Source organism: Lysobacterales bacterium, assembly GCA_014946745.1.
GTDB lineage: Bacteria > Pseudomonadota > Gammaproteobacteria > Xanthomonadales > Xanthomonadaceae > Aquimonas.
The window spans coordinates 53,596-68,659 of sequence record JADCRD010000002.1 but is presented as its reverse complement, the minus strand read 5'-3'; the positions used below and the strand labels follow the sequence as shown (position 1 = coordinate 68,659).

Annotated in this window: 11 protein-coding genes; 7 read left to right on the top strand and 4 right to left on the bottom strand. The window is 69.5% G+C overall.

The window, feature by feature from the left end; all coding sequences use genetic code 11:
• The first annotated feature begins 82 nt into the window (after positions 1–82).
• Positions 83–1,654 carry a bifunctional phosphoribosylaminoimidazolecarboxamide formyltransferase/IMP cyclohydrolase gene (gene purH / locus H4O13_12645; protein ID MBE5316236.1) on the top strand — a complete coding sequence of 524 codons (1,572 nt, stop codon included), beginning with the start codon at positions 83–85 and terminating at the stop codon, positions 1,652–1,654.
• Positions 1,655–1,886: 232 nt separating this feature from the next.
• On the top strand, positions 1,887–3,185 hold the full coding sequence (gene purD / locus H4O13_12640) for a phosphoribosylamine--glycine ligase (GenBank protein ID MBE5316235.1): 1,299 nt from the start codon (positions 1,887–1,889) through the stop codon (positions 3,183–3,185).
• 519 nt (positions 3,186–3,704) lie between these two features.
• Here the strand turns inward: purD and H4O13_12635 are convergent.
• Positions 3,705–3,938, bottom strand: a complete 234-nt coding sequence (locus tag H4O13_12635; GenBank protein ID MBE5316234.1) for a hypothetical protein — start codon at positions 3,936–3,938, stop codon at positions 3,705–3,707.
• Between the two features lie 299 nt (positions 3,939–4,237).
• On the opposite strand from H4O13_12635, the gene aceF reads away from it, so the two are divergent.
• The 5 genes from aceF to H4O13_12610 all read left to right on the top strand — a co-directional run bounded on the left by aceF (position 4,238) and on the right by H4O13_12610 (position 12,932).
• The gene (gene aceF / locus H4O13_12630; protein ID MBE5316233.1) at positions 4,238–5,578 is read left to right on the top strand and encodes a dihydrolipoyllysine-residue acetyltransferase; all 1,341 of its coding nucleotides are present in this window, start codon (positions 4,238–4,240) and stop codon (positions 5,576–5,578) included.
• A 432-nt stretch (positions 5,579–6,010) separates the two neighbouring features.
• A complete protein-coding gene (locus H4O13_12625; protein ID MBE5316232.1) occupies positions 6,011–8,557 on the top strand; it encodes a TonB-dependent receptor in 2,547 nt (848 codons plus the stop codon).
• A 217-nt stretch (positions 8,558–8,774) separates the two neighbouring features.
• The gene (locus H4O13_12620) at positions 8,775–9,359 is read left to right on the top strand and encodes a GNAT family N-acetyltransferase (GenBank protein ID MBE5316231.1); all 585 of its coding nucleotides are present in this window, start codon (positions 8,775–8,777) and stop codon (positions 9,357–9,359) included.
• A complete protein-coding gene (locus tag H4O13_12615) occupies positions 9,360–10,610 on the top strand; it encodes a DUF3142 domain-containing protein (protein ID MBE5316230.1) in 1,251 nt (416 codons plus the stop codon).
• A gap of 156 nt (positions 10,611–10,766) precedes the next feature.
• Positions 10,767–12,932, top strand: a complete 2,166-nt coding sequence (locus H4O13_12610; GenBank protein ID MBE5316229.1) for a hypothetical protein — start codon at positions 10,767–10,769, stop codon at positions 12,930–12,932.
• Positions 12,933–13,115: 183 nt separating this feature from the next.
• On the opposite strand, the gene H4O13_12605 is transcribed toward H4O13_12610, so the two are convergent.
• From H4O13_12605 to H4O13_12595, 3 genes are read right to left on the bottom strand one after another with little or no spacing between them, the layout of a single operon-like run.
• Complete coding sequence (locus tag H4O13_12605) at positions 13,116–13,259, bottom strand: DUF3096 domain-containing protein (protein MBE5316228.1); 144 nt, start codon at positions 13,257–13,259, stop codon at positions 13,116–13,118.
• Between the two features lie 34 nt (positions 13,260–13,293).
• Positions 13,294–14,079, bottom strand: coding sequence for an ABC transporter permease (locus tag H4O13_12600; GenBank protein MBE5316227.1), 786 nt, complete (start codon positions 14,077–14,079; stop codon positions 13,294–13,296).
• Positions 14,079–15,008, bottom strand: a complete 930-nt coding sequence (locus tag H4O13_12595; GenBank protein MBE5316226.1) for an ABC transporter ATP-binding protein — start codon at positions 15,006–15,008, stop codon at positions 14,079–14,081. Before H4O13_12595 ends, H4O13_12600 begins: the two co-directional genes overlap by 1 nt.
• Positions 15,009–15,064 lie beyond the last annotated feature (56 nt).

Sequence of the window (15,064 nt, the reverse complement as noted above, 5' to 3'; positions counted from 1 at the left end):
GCAGACAGATTCCACCTCACGCGCTGCGCGATCGAGGTGCGGCGCGAAGGTCCCCCGCCTTTCCCTTCCGCCGAGTCCACCGATGACTGCTTCGCTGCAACCGATCCGCCGTGCGCTCATTTCCGTGTCCGACAAGACCGGGCTGATTCCGCTGGCCCAGGCGCTGGCCAAGACCGGCGTTGAACTGCTGTCTACCGGCGGCACCGCGCGCGCCCTGCGCGAGGCCGGGCTCAGCGTTCGCGATGTGTCCGAGCTCACCGGCTTCCCCGAGATCATGGACGGCCGCGTCAAAACCCTGCACCCGCGCGTGCACGGCGGTCTGCTGGGGCGCGAGGCCATCGATGCGGAGGTCATGGCCCAACACGGCATCGCGCCGATCGACCTGCTGGTGGTGAACCTGTATCCGTTCGAAGCCACCGTGGCCAGGCCCGACTGCAGCTACGAGGATGCGGTCGAGAACATCGACATCGGTGGCCCGGCGATGCTGCGCGCGGCCGCCAAGAACCACGCGCGGGTGAGCGTGGTGGTGGATCCGGCCGACTACGCGCGCATCGAAGCCGCGCTGCTCGCCGGCGGCACCGAGGCCGCGCTGCGCCGCGAACTCGCCGCCAAGACCTATGCCCACACCGCGCACTACGACGGCCGCATCGCCGAGTGGCTGTCGCCTCGCGCGGCCGATGTGGCCGCACCCGCCGAGTGGCCGAGCACCCTGCACCTCTCGCTCAAGCACGCGGCCAGCCTGCGCTACGGCGAGAACCCGCACCAGCGCGGCGCGCTGTATCTGGAGCCGAACGCTGGCGCAGGCCGCGTCGCGACGGCGCGCTTCCTGCAGGGCAAGGAGCTGTCCTACAACAACCTCGCCGACGCCGACGCCGCGCTTGAATGCGTGCGCCAGTTCGAGGCGCCGGCCTGCGTGATCGTCAAGCACGCCAATCCCTGCGGCGTGGCCGTGGCGGCCTCGCTCGGCGCCGCCTATGACCTGGCTTATGCGACCGATCCGACCTCGGCCTTCGGCGGCATCATCGCCTTCAACCGCGACCTTGACGCCGCCACCGCGGCCGAGATCCTGCGTCGCCAGTTCGTCGAAGTGGTGATCGCGCCGAACGTCGACGAAGCCGCGCTGGCCGAGTTCAAGAAGAAGCCCAACGTGCGCGTGCTGGCCTGCGGTGATCTCGGCGGCGCGGCGATGGGCCTCGAATACAAGCGCATCAACGGCGGCCTGCTGGTGCAGGACGCCGATACCGACGCGCTCACCGTCACCGACCTGCGCTGCGTCACGAAGAAGCAGCCAGAGGCGAAGCAGCTGGCCGACCTGCTGTTTGCCTGGAAGGTGGCGATGTACGTCAAGTCGAACGCCATCGTCTATGCGCGCGACCTGCGCAGCATCGGCATCGGCGCCGGCCAGATGAGCCGGGTGGTAAGCGCGAAAATTGCTGGACTCAAAGCGGAAGAAGCCGGCCTTGTCGTGCCGGGTTCGGTGATGGCCTCGGACGCGTTCTTTCCGTTCCGCGATGGCATCGATGCGGCAGCCGCGGCCGGCATCGCTGCGGTGATCCAGCCGGGCGGCTCGATGCGCGATGCCGAAGTCATCGCGGCTGCGGATGAGCACGGCATGGCGATGGTGTTCACCGATCGGCGGCATTTCCGGCACTGAGCTTTGGGCCCATCTTCCTGGCGGGAAGATGGGTTCGGGAGAAGGGGCGGACTTGGCGCAAGCGTTCCACCCCTCTCCCCCGACCCACCTTCGCCTCGCTCGGGCTTCGGAGAGCGTTGGCTGCCACCGGCAGCCAACAAGCACTCTCCTGCGCTTCGCTCAAGGGGAGAGGGGAGCAACGCGTCGAGCACGGGTCTCGCGCCCACACTGATTCGCACTTGAGGAGAGCGGCATGAAAGTTCTGGTAATCGGCGGCGGTGGCCGCGAACACGCGCTGGCCTGGAAGCTGGCGCAGTCGCCCAAGGTCAGCGAAGTGCTGGTCGCACCCGGCAATGCCGGCACCGCGCGCGCGCCGCGCTGCCGCAACGTGGCGGTGTCGGCGACCGATATCGACGGCCTGCTGAAGCTCGCGCAGGACGAGGGCGTGGGCTTGACGGTGGTCGGCCCTGAAGCCCCGCTGGTGGCGGGCGTGGTCGACCGCTTCAGCGCCGCCGGCCTGCGCTGCTTCGGCCCGAAGCGCATCGCCGCCCAGCTCGAGGGCAGCAAGGCGTTTGCCAAGGATTTCCTGGCGCGCCACAACATCCCCACCGCGCACTACGGCGTGTTCACCGAGCTGAAACCCGCGCTGGCCTATCTGCACAAGGTGGGCGCACCGATCGTGGTCAAGGCCGATGGGCTGGCCGCCGGCAAGGGCGTGGTGGTTGCGCTGACGCTGGCGGATGCCGAGCAGGCCCTGCACGACATGCTCGGCGCACACTCGCTGGGCGAGGCATCTGCACGCGTGGTGATCGAAGAGTTCCTCGAAGGTGAGGAAGCCAGCTACATCGCGCTCTGCGACGGCCGGCACTACCAGCCGATGGCGACCTCGCAGGATCACAAGCGCCGCGACGAGGGCGATCTCGGCCCCAACACCGGCGGCATGGGCGCCTACTCGCCGGCGCCGGTGGTCACGCCCGAGGTCGATGCGCGCATCCGTCGCGAGGTGATCGAGCCAACGCTGGCAGCGATGGCCGCCGAAGGCGCGCCCTTCACCGGCTTCCTCTATGCCGGCGTGATGATCGACGCGACCGGCGCGCCCAAGGTGCTGGAGTTCAACGTACGCTTCGGCGACCCCGAAACCCAGCCCATCATGCTGCGCCTGCGCTCGGATCTGGTTGAGCTGGTCGAAGCCGCGCTCGATGCGCGACTCGATCAGATCCAGGTCGACTGGGACCCGCGACCCTCGCTGGGCGTGGTGATGGCAGCCGGCGGCTATCCGGCGCGCCCGCGCAGCGGCGACGAGCTCCACGGCCTCGACAACACGCTGCCGTTGGATGCCCAGGTGTTCCATTCCGGAACGGTGGAATCCGAAGGCCGCGTGCTGAGCTCAGGCGGCCGCGTGCTGACCGTCTGCGCGCTCGGCGCCACCGTGGCCGAGGCGGCGGAGCGCGCCTATGGCGTGGCGCGCGGCATCCGTTTCGAGGGCGGCTTCTACCGGCGCGACATCGGCTACCGGGCAATCGCACGCGAGCGCGAATTGGGTGGGTCTTGACCCACCCGCGCGCGACCCTCGCCGCGGCTCACATTGAAACCCGCGACACGCGTCATCGCCCAGGGAGCCCATAGGGTGGGTCTTGACCCACCGAAGCCCGACCCTCGCCCCGGTCCACATCGAAACCGGCGACACGCGTCATCGCCCATGGAGCCCATAGGGTGGGTCTTGACCCACCGAAGCGCGACCCTCGCCCCGGTCCACATCGAAGCGAAGCCCAACCCTCGCCCCGGTCCACAGCGAAACCTGCGAGACGCGTCATCCGCCGCTCTGGCGGGTGAATCCGCCCCGGGCCTCCTTGCCCGGGTTCGGGGTGCTGCTGCGCGCCGCCCATCCAGGGCGGCGCCTTCCGGTGCATTGCCATCAAGGCAATCGACGTCCTCTGTCGCGCCGCAGTTCCGGCGGCGGCCCATCCGTGGGCGGCAAGGCGTTTGGGGCCTCGCCGCAGGTCGCGTCCTGCGACCGCGGTGGAAACCGGCTTCGGCGCCGGCCCGGTGTGGGCCGCGCCGAAACACCATCTCAAGTGTGGTCTTCGAACGCGATCCGGCTCCGCGCGGCCCGGAGCAGGCCGCAGCGGGCGCCAGCAGCGTGCCGCGGGTCACTGAGCAGCAGCGCACCGCGCTGTGCGGGCGGCTCGGGCGCGGGCCTGTGGGCGGGCTCGTTCGCCGGCAGGCCGCCGCTCAGCAGGGTCAGGATCAGGCCCAGCGCGTTCAGCGCCAGCTGGTGCAGGACTTGGATCAGCGATTCGAACATGGCGGCGCTCCGCGCTGGGGTTTCGAATAGCGCTCAGCAGCAACCGTGCCAAGCCCTTCGCGCCAAGCAAATCAAGCGTTTGCGACTCGGGCCGAGTGTCCGTCCGCCCCGTGCTGTCCGCCTTTGCGGACAGTGCGCCGAGGCGCGCGTCCGGATTCGGGCAACCCCTGCGCGGTCTGTCTGAGCACGCGACGCTGCCGAACCACTTGCAGTCCGCACCGTACAGGCGCGAACAGGCTGGATCACCGGGGGATGCGCCGACACAATACGGGCCCGTCTGAACAGCCGAAGGAGTGTCCATGGCCACCGTTGAAGCGCGCGTTCCCGATATCGGCAGCCACACCGATGTGCCCGTGATCGAGCTGTTGGTCGCGGTGGGGGATCGCGTCAGCAAGGACCAAGGCCTGGTCACGCTGGAATCGGACAAAGCGACCATGGAAGTGCCGTCCTCGGTGGCCGGCGTGGTGAAGGAACTCAAGGTCAAGCTGGGCGACACCCTCTCGGAGGGTTCGGTTGTCGCGCTGATCGAAGCCGATGAGGCCGGTGCCGCTGCACCCGCGCCGGCCAAAGCCGCAGCGCCGGCGCCTGCCAAGGTTGAAGCGCCCAAGGTCGAAGCGCCGAAGCCGGAGCCCGTCAAGGCCGCAGCTCCAGCGCCTGCCGCGCCCGCCGCTGCCGAAGCGCCGCGCAGTCCGCCGGTCAGCTTCAGCGCCGAAAGCGTGCTGCCGCAGAACGTGCCGCACGCCAGCCCCGCCGTGCGCCTGCACGCACGCGAGCTGGGCGTCGATCTGGCCAAGGTGTCGGGCAGCGGCCGCAAGGGCCGGATCACCCGCGAGGACGTCAACGCTTTCGTCAAGCAGGCGCTGGCGCGTCCCGCGGCTGCAGCCCCTGCGGGCGGCGGCGGCAACGGCCTCAACCTGCTGCCCTGGCCGAAGGTCGACTTCGCCAAGTTCGGCGCGGTGGAAACCCAGCCGCTGTCGCGCATTAAGAAGATCTCCGGCGCCAACCTCGCGCGCAACTGGGCGATGATCCCGCACGTCACCCAGTTCGAGCAGGCCGACATCAGCGAGATGGAGGCTTTCCGCAAGAAGATGGGCGAGGAGAACCCGAACCAGAAGATCACCCCGCTGGTGTTCCTGATCAAGGCGGCGGTGGCCTCGCTGAAGGCCTTCCCCAGCTTCAACGCCTCGCTGGATGAGAGCGGCGAGAACCTGGTGTTCAAGAAGTACTTCCACATCGGCATCGCGGTCGACACGCCGGATGGCCTGGTGGTGCCGGTGATCCGCGACGCCGATACCAAGGGCCTGTTCCAGCTCGCGGCCGAACTCGGCGAGATTTCGAAGAAGGCGCGCGACAAGAAGCTCGGCCCGGCCGACATGTCGGGCGGCTGCTTCTCGATCTCCAGCCTGGGCGGCATCGGCGGCACCAGCTTCACGCCGATCATCAACGCCCCCGAGGTCGCCATTCTCGGCGTCTCGAAGAGCGAGATGCGGCCGGTGTGGAACGGTCGCGAGTTCGAGCCCAGGCTGATGCTGCCGCTGTCGCTCTCCTACGACCACCGCGTCATCGACGGCGCAGAAGCCGCGCGCTTTGCCAGCTTCTTCGCCAAGCAGCTGGGCGATATCCGCCGCCTGCTGCTGTAAACGCCGCTGCTGGCAGCGGCGCCCGCACGCCCGCACGGTCGCCCCGACCGTGCGGGCGTGTGCGTTTGTGGGGCCGGTCGTGCCCGTGCGTGTCCCGGCAGCGTGCTTCGCGAGGCGGTTCCCTATCACGCATGTCTATAGGCATACTCGGCGCGCCCTCGCGCGGTGATGACGCCGCCCGAGGGCGACCGCAGCGGCATGAAGCCATCGCTGCGGTGGCATCCGAGCGAGTGCATCACGCGAAGGCTGCAAGGCCCGGAACAGGGCTGGCGAGGGCGATGCCGGGGGGTATCGCAGGCCGCAGCGGCCGCAGTGGATGTGCTTCGCCTGGGGAGGCTTCACTCACTCAAGCTGCGGGGAACTCCGATGGAAAACATGTATCGACGTGGGCCGCGTGCCCATCGTTTGGCGGGCGCGCTGCGTCTCGCCCTGATGAGCGGCTGCATCGCGGGCGCAGCGACCCTGCTGCCGGCAGCGACCGCTCACGCCCAGGACAGTGCGCCGGCAGCCGAAGACGCCAAGGCGCTGGATGTGATCTCGGTGCTGGGCTCGCGCAAGCAGCCGCGCAGCGAGGCCAACTCGCCGGTGCCGGTCGACATCATCAGCGGCGAAGAATTCCACAACCAGGGCCTGACCGACGTGCTGGATCAGATCCGCACCGTGGTGCCCTCGCTCAACGTCAACCAGCAGCCGATCAGCGACGCCGCCACCCTGGTGCGCCCGGCCAACCTGCGCGGTCTGCCGCCGGACAGCACGCTGGTGCTGGTCAACGGCAAGCGCCGGCACCGTTCGGCGGTGATCACCTTTCTCGGCAGCGGTCTCTCGGACGGCTCGCAGGGCCCGGATCTCTCGGTGTTTCCGTCGATCGCGCTCTCGCAGGTCGAAGTGCTGCGTGACGGCGCGGCCGCGCAGTACGGCTCGGACGCCATCGCCGGCGTCATCAACTTCAACCTGAAGTCCGACCGCGAAGGCGGCTCGCTGGAAGTCATGACCGGCCAGCACTACGAGGGCGATGGCACCACCGCCCAGGTGGCCGGCAACATCGGCCTGCCGTTCTCGCCGCAGGGCTTTGCCAATCTGAGCTTCGAGTACCGCGAGGCCGATTCCACCAGCCGCAGCGTGCAGCGCGGCGACGCCGCCGCGGTCGCCGCCAGCGGCAACACCTTTGTGCCTAATCCGGCGCAGATCTGGGGCAGCCCCAAGGTGAATCGCGACTTCAAGATGGTCGCCAACCTCGGTCTTGAGCTGAACGATGACCTCGACTGGTATCTGTTCGGCAACGTCGCCTCGCGCGATATCGACGGCGGCTTCTACTACCGCAACCCGACCTCGCGCGCTGGCGTGTTCTCCGGCGACGGCGGATCGACCCTGCTGATCGGCAATCTCGGCGGTGCGGCCTGCCCGACGATTGCCCTGCGTGACGCGGCGGGCAATCTGCGGCCCTTCAGTGCGGTTAATGCCCAGGTCACTGCGCTGCCGCGCAACTGCTACACCTTCTTCCGCGATTTCCCGGGTGGCTTTACGCCGCGCTTCGGCGGCGTGGTGCGCGACGGCGCGCTGGTCAGCGGCGTGCGCGGCACTACCGCCAACGGCCTGCGCTGGGATCTGAGCGCGTCGCAGGGTCGCAGCGAAGCCGACTTCTACATCTACAACACCGTCAACGCCTCGCTGGGGCCGAACCAGCCCGCAGGCAACCGCTTCAATCCGGGCGGCTACCAGCAGACCGAAACCAACTTCAACCTGGACCTCGTCAAGGTGGTCGATGCCTCGTGGACCCAGTACGGTCTGAGCGTGGCGGGCGGTCTGGAGTGGCGCGAGGAGCAGTTCGAGGCCTTCAATGGCGATCAGGCCAGCTTCGAGATCGGGCCGCTGGCCTCGCAGGGCTTCCTGATCGGCTCCAACGGCTTCCCGGGCTTCAGCCCGCGTGACGCCGGCACCTGGAGCCGCAGCAACTACGCGGCCTACGTCGATCTCGAAGGCGATCTGACCGAGCGCCTGCTGCTGGCCACTGCCCTGCGCTTCGAGGACTTCGAGGACTTCGGCACCACCACCAACTGGAAGCTCACCGGCCGCTTCCAGGCCACCGATGCACTCGCCCTGCGCGGTGCGGTCAGCACGGGCTTCCGTGCGCCGACGCCGGGCCAGAGCAATGTGCGTGCGGTGACGACCCAGTTCATCGCGGGTGAGCTGCGCGACACCGCGACCCTGCCGCCGACCAACCCGATCGCGCGCCGTTTCGGCGGCCAGCCGCTGCAGCCGGAGGAATCGTTCAACGTCTCCTTTGGTGCGGTGCTGAGCCTCGACGCGTGGCTGTTCACGGCCGACTACTACCGCATCGACGTCGAAGACCGCATCGCCCAGAGCCAGAACTTCAGCCTCAGCGATGCCGATCGCGCAGCGCTGGTGGCGCAGGGCGTGCAGGAGGCGATCAGCCTGTCGAGCGTGCGCTTCTTCATCAACGATTTCGACACCGAGACCGACGGTATCGACCTGGTGGGCAGCTACGAGAGCGACCACTTCGGCGGCGACACCACCTACTCGCTGGCGATGAACTGGAATCGCACCAAGGTCACCGACTTCTCGCCGAACATCATTGGCGAGGCGCGCGTGCAGATCCTTGAAGACGCGCTGCCGCGCAGCAAGGGCACCTTCAGCATCAACCACCAGCGCGAGCGCTGGCATCTGATGACCCGCCTCAACTACTACGGCAGCTTCTACGAGGACCACGTCGACAGCGGCTGCGTGGTCGGGCCGGACTGCCTGCCGATCTATGGCGACGCTGCCCTGCTGGTGGATGCGGAAGTCGGCTACAAGTTCGACAGTGGCCTGTTCGTCAACCTGGGCGCGCAGAACCTGTTCGACAAGGAGCCCGAGCTGAACCCCTACGGCGAAGACGTGGTCGGCGCGAAGTTCCCGCCGCTGACGCCGTACGGCTTCAACGGCGGCTTCTACTACGTGCGCATGGGCTGGAAGTTCTGAGGCAAGCCCAAGGACCGCAGCGCTGCCGCGCCCCGGGCGAGGCAGCGCTCGCGGATCCAGCGTGCACGTGCTTGACCCATGGGAAGCGAGTCCGGACCCGCGCCGGACTCGCCCTCCCGCAGGACATCCGGATCGATTCGATCCGTCCGGCCGCTCTGCATCCGCCACCGCGGCGACGGCTTTGCGCGGTCGCCGCGGGCTGGCAGGATGCGGCCCCATGAACACCGCCGCCAACGCCGCCGAGCCGCTGCTGACCCTGGCCCGCGAGGCCGCCCACTTCGAGGGCATCCTTGCCCTGCAGCGACGCAATCTGCGGCATCGCCTGAGTGAGGCCGAACAGGCCCAGGACGGCTTCGTCTACGTCGAGCACGACCTGCCCCTGCTCAGCCGCATGGCCCTGCAGTCGCCGCAGGCGATCGCGCTCGCGGAAGGCCGCGTGGTCGGCTACAGCCTGTCGATGCGGCCATCGATGGCCGAGTGGCTGCCGGCGCTGCAACCCATGTTCGAGCAATTCGAACGCATGCACTGGCGCGGTCGGCGACTGGGCGATTTCAGCTACGTGGTTGGCGGTCAGGTCTGCGTCGACCACGCCTGGCGCGGCCGCGGTCTGATTGGCGCACTGTACGCCTGTAGCCGCGATGCCGCGGGGCCTGAGGTGGAGCTCTGCCTCACCGAAATCGCCCTGCGCAATGTCGTCTCACGACGCGCGCATGAGCGCATCGGCTTTATCGAGGTCGGCCGCTATGCCGATGCCCACGAGGACTGGTCGGTCGTCGCCTGGCCCTGGTGGGACGCGCGCTGAGTGGATGCGCCTGCCGCTCAGACTGCGCCCTGGGCCACGACTGTTCTGATCCTGCTGCTGCTCGCCGCCTGCGCGCCTGCGCAGGCGCCGGAATCCCGCACGCCGATCGCGCAGGAGGCCTACGTCTGGCAGCGCACGTGGACGCCCGCCGTCGCCGCGGCGGTGCGCGAGCGCAGCGCGGACTTCAGCGGCCTGCGCGTGCTGGTGCTGCAGCAGATTGGCGATGAGCGCATCACGCTGGCGCCGGACCGCGCCGCGCTGCGCGAGCGCGGGCTGCCGCTGCGGCTGGTGCTGCGCATCGAGGGCAGTCGGCCGCGTGCCTCGGCGGAGTCGCTTGCGCAGCGCATGGGCGAGACCGCGCAGCACTGGCGCACACACGGGTTGCAGGTCGTAGGCGTCGAGGTCGACCACGACTGCGCGGGTGCCGCGCTGGCCGCTTACGCCGAGTGGCTGCAGACGTTTCGCGCGGCGCTGCCGGGCGGGCTCGCGCTGTCGGTGACCGCGCTGCCCAGCTGGCTGGAGGCGCCTGAGGGGCTGGCCCGCGTGCGCGAAGTCGCCGACGAGACCGTGCTGCAGGTGCATGCGGTGGAAGCCTGGCGCAGCGCGCTCGTCGATCTGGAGTCCAGCCTGCGCTGGGCGCGCGCCTGGCAGGCGCACGCGTCGCGGCCCTTCCGCATCGCTCTGCCGACCTACGCGCTGCGCGTGCAGCTTGGCCGTGAGGGCAGGCCCGCCGCGGTCGATGCCGAGGGTGCGTTCGATCGCAGCGGCGCGCGCGCGCAGGCGCGGCACGCCGATCCGGCCGAGGTCGCCGCGATCGTGCGCGCCCTGCAGGCCGCGGAACTGCCGCAGCTGCAGGGCCTGCTGTGGTTCCGCTTGCCGGTGGAGGGCGATCGGCGCAGCTGGGCGCCGGCCACGCTGGCGGCGGTGATGCGTGGCGCCGTGCCGCCGGCGCGCATCGAGCTGCAGGCGGTCGCTCGCGGCGCGGGCCTGCAGGATCTGCTGCTGCGCAATGCCGGCGAGATCGACGCCCAGGCACCGGCGCAGATCGCGCTGCCTGCGCACTGTGGCGTCGTGGAAGGCGTCGGCGACTATGCGTTCGCGCCGGGCAGCGCGGCGCTGCAGGCCAGGCAGCCGCCCTGGCTGGCGCCGGGCGCCACGCTTGCCCTTGGATTCGCGCGCTGCGCGCCAGCGCTGCCCGCGCGGCAGCGCCTGCCGGTCGAGGTGGGCGCTGGCAATGAGCGTGGCTTGTAGACGCAAGGAGGGATGGCCGCTGTGGCGCCATGCCCCCACGTCAAGCTGGCCGCCGCCGCGCGCGGCACGACTGCGCTGCCCCTGAATTGCCGGAAGACTGGCGTAGTGTTCTGCTGCCGCCGCTCCCCCACCATTGACCGCCGAGACCCGTGCCCCATGTCGAAACGCTCGCCCGCGCCCCGCTGGCTCAGCCTCAGCCTGATGGTTCTCTGCAGCCCGGCGCTCGCCTGCGGGCCGGACTTCCCGCTCACCCTGCTGGACCAGCGCCAACAGGTCCTGGGAGAGCTGCCCGAAGGCAGCTTCGAGTACGAGGTCAGCCGTCTGGTCGACATGTCCGCCTTCCGGTTCAAGCCCGTCGAAGCGCGCTGGCATGCCGAACCCGAGGGCCTGCGTCCGGCCGATGCGGACGGTCTGGATGAGGGGCAGCAGCGGCGCGTGCTGCGTCTGCGCGAACTGGCCAGCGCCGAGGAGGTGCTGGCGCGCGGCGGCACGCTTCCGCCGGCTCTCGTCCACTACACCGCCGGCGCCGTGGCCTGGCGCGCCGGTGATCCCGAGGCTGCGCGCCTGCAGTTCGAAGCCGTGCGCGCGCTGCCGATCGAGCAGCGCGGCAACCACGGGCCGATGGCCGCCTACATGCTGGGCAAGCTGTACCGGGGCGCAGAGTCGCAGGCGATCTATGCCGAGCTGCGCGCCGAAGTGCAGGCCGGCGCCCCCGACCCGCTGGGCCTTGCGGTGGCGAGCTTTGGCGAGGAAGCCCGCGATCTGCTGGAGGTGGGCGAGTACGCAGGCGCGGTTGAGCGGTATGCGCAGCAGGCCGCGCTGGGTTCCAGCTCGGGGCGTATGTCGCTGCTGTTCGTCGCCCGCAGGTTGGCGCCGAACGCCGATGCCCGCGCCCAGCTGATGGCGACCCCAAGCGGACGCGGCCTGCTGCTGGCCTATCTGTTCGCGCGCAGCTTCGAGCTGCCGCCAGCGCTGCCGGCGCCGGGCGAACCGGTGGAGGCCTACGACCCGTGGAACGGGCCCCATGGCAGCCAGGACAGCCCCAGCGTGCTGGCCCTGTTCGCCGAGCTGGACGTCGCGCTAGCGCCTGCAGACCCTGCTCGCGATCGCTTGGCGGCCGTCGCCTATCGTGCGGGCCGCTTCGATGACGCGGAGCGCGCGCTGGCCCAGACCGACAGCGGTATGGCCGGCTGGCTGCGCGCCAAGCTGGCCCTGCGCCGCGGCGACAGCGAAGCGGCCGCGGCCGCCTATGCGCAGGCGATCCGCAGCGCGGACGGAGGCGAGGTCTGGACCGCGCGCCCGGACGAGGTGGAGTTCCATTCGCCCTCGGAAGCACCGCTGGACATGCGCTGCCGCCTGCAGGCCGAAGCGGGCATCGTCGCGCTTTCGCGCAGTGACTATCTGCAGGCGATGGACCTGTTCTACGCGGCGTCGGCGCGCTACTGGACCGACGCCGCCTATCTCGCCGAGCGCGTGCTGACCGTCGACGAGCTGCAGGCTTTCGTCCAGCGCGTGGCGCCCGAAGTGCAGCGGGTGCATAACGACGAGTGGGTGATGGGCACCCGCCACCACGCCGCCGCGCTGCGCGCCCTGCTGGCGCGCCGCCTGCTGCGCGAGGGCCGCGGCCGCGAGGCGCTGCCCTACTTCGACGACGAGACCCTGCGCACGCAGGCGACGCGCTACGTCGATGCCCGCGAGGCCATGCAGCGCGGCGATCGGGTGGCGCGCGCCCGCGCCGCCTTTGAGGCCGCCGAGCTGGCGCGCTGGCAGGGCATGGACCTGCTGGGCACGCAGCTGGGGCCGGACCACGCCGAGTACGGCGGCATGTTCTCGCCGGGCGAGCGCTGGGTCGAGGTGCAGCTGCCCGGCAGCGCCGGGACCGAGTGGCAACAGCTGCCGGCGCAACCGGACGCGCTCGCCCAGGCGGATGAGCGAGCGCGGGTCGAGGCCAGCAGCCCTGTGCCGGCCCACCGCTTCCACTACCGCGGGCTGGCCGCGAACCTCGCCGAAGCCGCAGCCGATCAGCTGCCGCCGCGCTCGCAGGCCTACGCCGCGGTGATGTGCCAGGCGACCCGCTATGTGCTCAACACCGAGTACGAGCGCGGCCAGCAGCTGTATCGCCGCTACCTGCGCGAAGGGCCCTATGTGCCCTGGGGTGAGCGCTTCGGCCAGGAGTGCCCCGCGCCGGATTTCGACAAGGTCGAACGCGAGCTGCGCGCGGTCAGGATCGCGCAGATCCAGCGCGTGGCGACGTGGACCCTGCCGCCGCTGCTGGCACTCGGGCTGGCCGCGCTGTGGTGGCGCAGGCGCCGGTCGCGCTGACCGTGACTGCGCGTCAGTGGCCCCTGTCGATGGGGCAACACAGATCCAGCCCATTCCGAACCTGATCCGCGGCCGCGAGTCGGGCGTCGCCGGACTCGCTTACGCTGGATCAAGCACGTGCGTGCTCGATCCATGGGCGCGCCCTCCCTGGCGCGCGACAACGCTGAATTCCTCAGCGTTGTCTCAGATCCGGATGTGCGGCAACAGACCCAGCACGCCGACCACGATCAGGTAGATCGCGACGATGAAGGCCAGCAGCTTCGGCCGGATCAGGATGAGGATGCCGGCGAGCAGGGCCAGCAGCGGCTGCAGGGGAATCGAGCCCACGGAGTGTTCCTTCGGTTGGTCGGTGGAAAGAGGGTCAGCTGCGCAGGCCCACGCCGCGCTTCAGCAGCGTCAGGCCCAGCCAGGTCAGGGCGACGGTGAAGCCCAGCATCACCGCGAAGCTCAGGCCCAGGTCGACGCCGCTGGAGCCGAGCAGGCCGTAGCGGAAGGCGTTGACCATGTAGACGATCGGGTTGGCGAGCGTCAGCGTCTGCGCCCAGCCGGGCAGGGCGTCGACCGCGTAGAAGACGCCGCCCAGGTAGGTCAGCGGGGTCAGCACGAAGGTCGGGATGATCGCGATGTCGTCGAACTTCTTGGCGTAGACCGCGTTGACGAAGCCGGCCAGCGAGAACACCACCGCCGCCAGCAGCACGCTGCCCAGCGTCACCAGCGGATGCGGGATGGAGACCCTGGTGAAGAACATCGCGATGATCAGCACGATCGCGCCGACCATCAGCCCGCGCAGCACGCCGCCCAGCACATAGCCGAGCAGGATCACCCAGTTCGGCATCGGGCTGACCAGCAGCTCTTCGACGTGGCGGCCGAACTTGGCGCCGAAGAAGCTTGACGAGATGTTGCCGTACGCGTTCTGGATCACGCTCATCATCACCAGACCGGGGACGATGAAGTCCATGTAGCTGTGCCCGCCCATCTCGCCGATGCGGCTGCCGATCAGGCTGCCGAAGATCAGGAAGTAGAGCGTCATGGTGATCGCCGGCGGCACCAGGGTCTGGCCCCAGATGCGCAGGATGCGGTTGACCTCGCGGCGGACGATGGTGTGCAGCGCGGTCAGATTGGCCTGGGCGGTCGTGGGCGTGGTCATCACGCGGCCTCCTGGCCGGTCAGGCGCACGAAGAGTTCTTCCAGGCGGTTGGCGCGGTTGCGCATGCTGCGCACCTGGATGCCGGCCTCGCTGAGCGCGGCGAAGATCGCATTGAGATTGGCCGCCCGCGGGGTTTCGAGCTCCAACGTGTTGTCGTCGCTGCGTTCGATCTTGATGCCCGCGATGTGCGGCAGCGTGCCGCGGAAGGGTTCGGCCAGGTCGAGCACGAAGCCCTCGACGTCGAGCTTGGCCAGCAGCGACTTCATGCTGCTGTGCTCGACGATGCGGCCGCGGTCGATGATGGCGATGTTGCGGCAGAGGTTCTCGGCTTCTTCAAGATAGTGCGTGGTGAGAATGACCGTGGTGCCGCGGGCGTTGACCTCCTTCAGCGTCTTCCACATGCCGCGCCGGATCTCGATGTCGACGCCAGCCGTGGGCTCGTCGAGGATCAGCAGCCGCGGCCGGGTGATCATGGCGCGGGCGATCATCAGCCGGCGCTTCATGCCGCCCGACAGGGTGCGCGACATGACGTTCGCCTTCTCCCAGAGCTGCGCGGCGCGCAGCTCGGCCTCGGCGCGTTCGGCGGCCTCCTTGCGCGGCACGCCGTAGAAGCCCGCGTAGTTCACGCAGATGTCGAAGGGCTTCTCGAACATGTTGAAGTTGATTTCCTGCGGCACCAGGCCAATCTGGCGCATGGCCTCGCTGCGCTGCTTCATGAGATCGATGCCGCAGACCTGCACCGAGCCGCTGCTGGCGTTCACCAGCGAGCTGACGATGCCGATCAGGGTCGACTTGCCGGCGCCGTTGGGGCCCAGCAGAGCGAAGAAATCGCCTTCGGTGACGTCCAGCGAGATGCCCTTCAGGGCTTCCACGCCATTGGAGTAGGTCTTGCGCAGATCGCGCACGGACAGCGCAGCGGGCGCGCTCATTCGACAACGGCCTTTGGGAGCCGGCGGGCTCTCGGGTCGGGAGGGGAGATCCGTTC

Coding starts and splice junctions, on each gene's coding strand:
- H4O13_12635 (MBE5316234.1), bottom strand. CDS start 3,938: ATGTTCGAATCGCTGATCCAAGTCCTGCACCAGCTGGCGCTGAACGCG.
- purD (MBE5316235.1), top strand. CDS start 1,887: ATGAAAGTTCTGGTAATCGGCGGCGGTGGCCGCGAACACGCGCTGGCC.
- H4O13_12610 (MBE5316229.1), top strand. CDS start 10,767: ATGTCGAAACGCTCGCCCGCGCCCCGCTGGCTCAGCCTCAGCCTGATG.
- H4O13_12600 (MBE5316227.1), bottom strand. CDS start 14,079: ATGACCACGCCCACGACCGCCCAGGCCAATCTGACCGCGCTGCACACC.
- H4O13_12625 (MBE5316232.1), top strand. CDS start 6,011: ATGAGCGGCTGCATCGCGGGCGCAGCGACCCTGCTGCCGGCAGCGACC.
- H4O13_12620 (MBE5316231.1), top strand. CDS start 8,775: ATGAACACCGCCGCCAACGCCGCCGAGCCGCTGCTGACCCTGGCCCGC.
- aceF (MBE5316233.1), top strand. CDS start 4,238: ATGGCCACCGTTGAAGCGCGCGTTCCCGATATCGGCAGCCACACCGAT.
- H4O13_12595 (MBE5316226.1), bottom strand. CDS start 15,008: ATGAGCGCGCCCGCTGCGCTGTCCGTGCGCGATCTGCGCAAGACCTAC.
- purH (MBE5316236.1), top strand. CDS start 83: ATGACTGCTTCGCTGCAACCGATCCGCCGTGCGCTCATTTCCGTGTCC.